The organism is Staphylococcus pettenkoferi (assembly GCF_002902685.1).
GTDB classification, from domain to species: Bacteria; Bacillota; Bacilli; order Staphylococcales; family Staphylococcaceae; genus Staphylococcus; species Staphylococcus pettenkoferi.
In genome coordinates this window covers 23,382-29,385 of sequence record NZ_PPRN01000018.1, presented here as the reverse complement: position 1 = coordinate 29,385, position 6,004 = coordinate 23,382, and the positions used below count along the sequence as shown (strand labels likewise).

General features: G+C 42.4%; 5 protein-coding genes and 1 other RNA gene. All 6 read right to left on the bottom strand.

The genetic code is table 11. The annotated features are described in order from the left end of the window. Positions 1–1,070 precede the first annotated feature (1,070 nt). Positions 1,071–1,667 carry a recombination mediator RecR gene (recR, locus tag CD126_RS03850; protein WP_002472351.1) on the bottom strand — a complete coding sequence of 199 codons (597 nt, stop codon included), beginning with the start codon at positions 1,665–1,667 and terminating at the stop codon, positions 1,071–1,073. Positions 1,668–1,671: 4 nt separating this feature from the next. Further along, entirely contained in the window at positions 1,672–1,989 is a 318-nt protein-coding gene (locus tag CD126_RS03845) for a YbaB/EbfC family nucleoid-associated protein (protein ID WP_002472372.1), read from the bottom strand. 144 nt (positions 1,990–2,133) lie between these two features. Then, positions 2,134–3,876, bottom strand: a complete 1,743-nt coding sequence (gene dnaX, locus CD126_RS03840; protein ID WP_049405299.1) for a DNA polymerase III subunit gamma/tau — start codon at positions 3,874–3,876, stop codon at positions 2,134–2,136. Between the two features lie 57 nt (positions 3,877–3,933). After that, entirely contained in the window at positions 3,934–4,464 is a 531-nt protein-coding gene (locus CD126_RS03835) for a GNAT family N-acetyltransferase (RefSeq protein WP_049405302.1), read from the bottom strand. 430 nt (positions 4,465–4,894) lie between these two features. Further along, an RNA gene (ffs, locus tag CD126_RS03830) (signal recognition particle sRNA large type) lies at positions 4,895–5,163 on the bottom strand. Between the two features lie 121 nt (positions 5,164–5,284). After that, a complete protein-coding gene (gene treR / locus CD126_RS03825; RefSeq protein ID WP_049405304.1) occupies positions 5,285–6,004 on the bottom strand; it encodes a trehalose operon repressor in 720 nt (239 codons plus the stop codon).

The following is a 6,004-nucleotide window of genomic DNA, read 5'->3' as shown; positions in this document are numbered from 1 at the left end:
AGCTCATAAAAATAAGTGTTATCAATAACACGTTGTGTTTATTGGAATTAACGTTGACATATTGTCATTTAGTTTTCAATGTTCATTTTGGCGTTCTTTTTCTTTCGCCGACAAGAATTAATTATACGTTCTTTGTCATTTGATGTCAACAAAAAGTTTTAATTAATTTTTGTCGTTATCGAATGTTCGTTTTAACAACTTCGTCCGACAAATAAATACTATACACGCTTCCAAGCATTTGAACAACAGTAAAAATTACACCTTACCCATTTTCTCATCCTCTAAACGTACTCAAAAACAAACTATTTATACACATATATCTTTAAAGTTCGTTTAGAGAGTTTAAACTCCTCGAAAATGCCCTCTATCAATGCGTTCTACACTCATAAACCAAACTACAAATTTCTTTAAACTTTTTTACATCCTCAAAATATTATACCAAGCTGTCGCTTCTACGGTCATCCTATACAAGCATCACTCTAGTCCAAGCCCCTAACTCCACTCAACTATTCTCCTATATCACTTCATCAATACTCAATCCACCTTCACTACATATGAAGTAAACACTCCTCCCGACACATCTCAGCTCAACAAAAAGCGACAGACTTCTTCAGCTAATATAATTCAACGTGTCGCATGGAGGATACCTCCTCCCAACAAAAAGCGACAGACTTCTTCGGCCTGCCGCTTCACTTCCTATATTCACTTAGCCTCATGTCCTAGTAGCCTTCTCTTCTATATGAGATTCGATTATTCAGCCACGCAAGATTGCACACCTACATATTCACTCCGCCATATGTCGTTTAGTCTTTCTCTCTCACACGAGCATCGGCAACACGCCCACCCGTGTTTATATCGCCGTAGACTATCTGTGTGCACACAGCTATATGAGCCTACACGAACTCGCACAATCACGCACTCACTCGAGCACAGACGCCCAACCTTAGCCAACAATCACATGCAGCCCCACAATCCTACGAATCTATACAACCACAAGAGGGCATCTACCTGCATGAGACTGACCATTTTCACATAGTCACGTGACCTCACAGCCACCTAAACTACGCAACTTACATCTCTGTTCTTCCAGCAATAGCTTTCGAAAGCGTTACTTCATCAGCATATTCTAAATCGCCACCTACAGAGAGGCCTTGAGCTAGACGCGTCACTTTGATGCCGATAGGTTTAACCAAGCGAGAAATGTACATCGACGTGGATTCACCCTCGAGGTTAGGGTTCATTGCGAGAATAATCTCTTTCACGCCCTCATCTTTCAAGCGTTCAACAAGCGTCGGGATATTGATATCTTCTGGACCAATGCCGTCCATTGGTGAAATCGCACCATGTAGGACATGATACAAGCCATTGTACTCACGCATCTTCTCCATAGCGATAACGTCTTTGTCATCCTCAACTACACAAATCACTGAGCGATCTCGATTCTTGTCTTGGCATATATAACATGGATCTTGTTCCGTAATGTGTCCACACTCACTACAATAAGTGAGTTCGCGTTTCACATCGACGAGCGCTTTCGCAAATTGTACCACGTCGTCTTCTTTCATATCTAATACATGAAACGCCAGACGTTGAGCCGTCTTCGGTCCAATGCCTGGCAATTTCATGAAACTGTCTATCAGTTTCGAAATTGGTTCTGGATAATGCATAGCATCACATTCCTGGAATGTTCAAGCCTTTAGTGTGCTTACCTAAGCGTTCTTGTGTAAGCTCGTCTGCTTTGTTCATCGCTTCGTTAGTCGCAGCAAGCACTAAGTCTTGAAGCATTTCGATATCGTCTGGGTCTACTGCTTCCTCTTTAATTTGAACGTCGAGCACTTCTTTATGACCTGACACAGTTACAGTCACCATGCCGCCACCTGCAGTACCTTCTACACGTTCTTCTTTGAGCTTCTCTTGCTCTTGACCCATTTTCTTCTGCATCTTCTGCATTTGTTTCATCATTTGTTGCATATTTCCGCCACCGCGCATAATTGATATCCTCCTTATATGTGTTTATCTATAGTTATTATGCTTTTGTTTCATTATACATGGCGAGAGAATCGTTGTCATGTCTCACTCGTTCGCATGTATCATGTCCGCACTCTCTCACCTATTCTTCCTTAGGTAAAATGATTACTCTTCATCAATAACGTTTACAGTCTCTTCTCCGAATAAATCTCGCGCTTTCTGAGCAACATCGACTTCGGCTTGCTCATTATCACCAGCAGTTGTATTCTCGGAATTAGAAGTACCACTCTCTTGCGCTGTTTCTCTTCCTGGGCCTCTATGACGATCTTGAAGATAATCTGCACGCACCTGCATCCACTGACTCGAAGGTACACCTACGACACGAACTTTCTTGTCGATAATACTAGAAACGACATCTTCAATACTCGCCCGTTTACTCTCATCTTTATTGACGATGCCGCAATGGATTTCTTCCTCGAATTGGACAAGAACTTGTTCTGAACTTGCCGCAACAGGTGCTGAGTTCTGAAGCAAGCTCACTAATGCTTTCTGATCATTGTTCTGCGCATGTGCAATGACCTTTTTCCAGTTATCTTGTAGCAATTTGATATCTTCTTTATTCGCATTATCTAGCACTTTATAGATCATTTGCTTAGAATATGCCTTTTGACGTCCACTACTGCGTCTCGCTGAGCGTTGACGTTGTTGAGGTTGACCCCCTGTTTGTGCCGCTCCTTGTGATTTCAACGTCTTCAATTCATTCTCAAGTTGCTCCATACGCTGGAGGAGCACGTCGTTATTAGGTTCTTGAGCAACACTCGCCGTTGCTACGTTCTGCACTGTTTCAGGTTGCGCTTTAATCATCTCAGCCATTTTAACCAGTAAGACCTCAAAATGCACATTCTGATTCACACTGAAACGGATGGAGACGAGCGTATCATTGATGACATCAATCATTTTATATAACGTGTCCAGGTCAAAGTTCTCCAAGGCGGTATAGTTAAAATGCGTGTCAGACGTCTTAGCCATAATCGTATCGCGAACGAAGTAAATCATATCGTTGATGAGACGGTTGACCTCTTTCCCATCAGCTACAAATTGATGATACGTTTCAAACGCCGCACGCACATCACTCTCTGCAACCTCTTCGAACAGACGGTTAATCGATTCTTCGTCCACACTTCCTGTCACGTCTAACGCATCCTGTAATGTGAGGTGGTCATCACCGAAAGCAATCGCTTGGTCCATAATACTTAAAGCATCACGCATACCACCTTCAGAGGCCTTAGCAATAAAGTCCAATGCGGCATCTTCGTAATCCAGCTCTTGTGATTCAGCTACATAACGCAAACGATCGACAATTTGGTCGTGACCAATCGCTTTGAAATCGAAACGTTGGGCACGTGAAATAATCGTCGGCGGAATCTTATGAGGCTCTGTCGTCGCCAAGATAAACACCGCATGGGAAGGCGGCTCTTCTAACGTCTTTAACAGGGCGTTGAAAGCACCTGTCGTTAACATGTGAACCTCATCAATAATATACACTTTGTATTTCGACTCACTCGGCGCGTATTTCACTTTATCACGTATATTACGAATCTCATCTACACCATTGTTACTCGCCGCGTCAATTTCAATCACATCTGAGTTTGTACCTTGAGTAATCCCTTTACATATCGGACATTCATTACAAGGCTCGCCATCCGTAGAACGTTCGCAATTAATCGCTTTAGCAAAGACTTTAGCAATACTCGTCTTCCCTGTACCTCGGGGCCCGCTGAATATATAGGCGTGGGATTGTTTACCTTTAGATATCGCATTACGTAAAGTCTTCGTGACATGAGACTGACCCACTACATCGTCGAAACTTTGGGGTCTGAACATTCTGTACAACGCTTGATAATCCAACTCTGCACCTCCGCTCGCAATTCTTCTCTACCTTTTATATTCTAATGGTTTCATTGATTAATTGAAAGACTCAGGATATACCACTTCACCGTGTGGGTACTCCTCTAGTTGGTCCCACAGGAATTTCACCATCAAATATTCTGGCGCAATCTCAAACGGCGCTGTAATGTCGTAATCAGCTGCAGTTTGATAGCCAAGTTGATGATAGTATCCTGGATCGCCCAGTACGATGACTGTCGTATAATCGTCCGCTTTCGCACGTTCTTCTACAGCTTGAATGAGCGCTTTACCGATTCCTTGTTGTTGATACTCCGGCAACACGGATACAGGCGCTAAAGCCAACGCTGTGTACGTGCTTTCTCCGTTAACAATCTTCACCTCAGATAGCATCGCATGTCCAATGATGTCGCCGGTTTCTAATTTCGCTACAACTTCGAGTTCATAGCGATATTCTGGCGCTTTACGCAATTGCGCGACTAAATGATGTTCATCATGGTTTGAGTGTGGTACGTCTCTGAACGCCGCTTCAATCATGTCTAAACTTTCGGCATAGTCATTCTCAGTTAAAGTACTTAAATAGATTTGCATGAGGTCCTCCCATTCGTCTGTCTTTCGAAATCCTTTGTATACAATGTTTGTAAGTTACTTTCAATCATAACACGTTCCTAGTCCAATGCGTGAGCACGAGTGATCTTCTCGTCCTTTCCTCGTTCATGGTAAAAGGCACGCACGCTGTTAACGTAGAAGCGTGGCAAATGTTAACAACGCACTCCGCCGTTCTTGGTCAAACGCCCAATCCGTGTGAGGTTAAAATGCGTTGTCTCCTTACAAGTCGCAATGACCATTTAACTTTGTAGGTTCGTCACAAAAGGATAAATTTAAGTCTATTCTATAATAAAAAAAGAGTGTCTGCACGATTTCAAGGCAGTACACTCATCTATGTAAGTCGGTATTGTATTTGAATGTATTTAAGCTGGTCGAAACTCAGCTACACGAGTCATTTTAAACATAAAAATAACCGTGCACCTTCGCGTCGAGTGTATCTCATAAACGTTACCAAAGTCGTTAGCTAAATTTCGGCTACCCTACGGCACATACGAGGATCCACTTAATGCTGCTTCCGTCAGGACCTGACATGATTCATGGGTTCGTATTGCATAGGACCGAAATCTTCAAACACTACGTATTTTGGGCAGACTTTACAAAGATACACCCTCGGCAAAGGGGTTAAGTCTTGCATAAGCGGCTTTCAAGTACAGGGAACCGCTACCTCCCCACCTAGCACGGCAAATGTTATCTTACTATAATTCATAGTTAAAATGCAAGCTTGAAAATCTCACAGTGCTCGAAAGGTCTACCTATCGACCCGCAAATGCCACCTATTGGACACAAACCTCACTACTAATGTTTAGTGGCGACGTGAAAATTCTCGGAATTTAAATTCTGTGGCAATATGTTTCGACACATTATACTGAAACTTCGTTGTATCGTTTAAATGTACTACCCCTCTTACTGTAGCGGTGTACGGCGTAGCGTGAGAGCTAAACATTGCTACTTCCAACTCCCTAAAGGGTTCAAAGGAAATTTCTTTATGCGCATATCCTACTTTAGTATTTAATACTTCTTCTAAATAGTGGTAAATCGATTGCCCAGCAATTTGAATATTTAACTCAGGCAGGTACTTCTGTATGAAATAATCTTCATCAATAATTTTAACTTGTCCATCTAAACGACGGGTACGAACAACGTGCCACAACACATCACTCATCTTAAGCTCTAAAGCCTCTTTCACTTTTTGGACATCGCCCGCTTCAACTTCTTCAAAGAGTTCAACAACTGTTTGATAGCGTCGCCCTTGGCTCACATTGATTTCTTGAAAGCTTTGTAAGTCATTAAAGGGCAAGGTCGTCATCCCTTGATAAATAACGACGGATCCCTTGCCTTTCAACTTCTGAATCAATCCATTATCCATGAGTAATGCCAAAGCTTTACGCACCGTTTCACGAGAAGTATCAAACGTTCTCACTAGCTCATGTTCAGACGGGAGTATCGCTTGATAAGCATATGTGCCATCTATGATTGCATCCTTTAACTTCTCATATATCGTGATAAATTTTCGCTGTGCCAT

Excerpts from the sequence above, each read along its gene's own strand:
- recR (WP_002472351.1), bottom strand. The coding sequence starts at position 1,667 with ATGCATTATCCAGAACCAATTTCGAAACTGATAGACAGTTTCATGAAA.
- CD126_RS03845 (WP_002472372.1), bottom strand. The coding sequence starts at position 1,989 with ATGCGCGGTGGCGGAAATATGCAACAAATGATGAAACAAATGCAGAAG.
- CD126_RS03835 (WP_049405302.1), bottom strand. The coding sequence starts at position 4,464 with ATGCAAATCTATTTAAGTACTTTAACTGAGAATGACTATGCCGAAAGT.
- treR (WP_049405304.1), bottom strand. The coding sequence starts at position 6,004 with ATGGCACAGCGAAAATTTATCACGATATATGAGAAGTTAAAGGATGCA.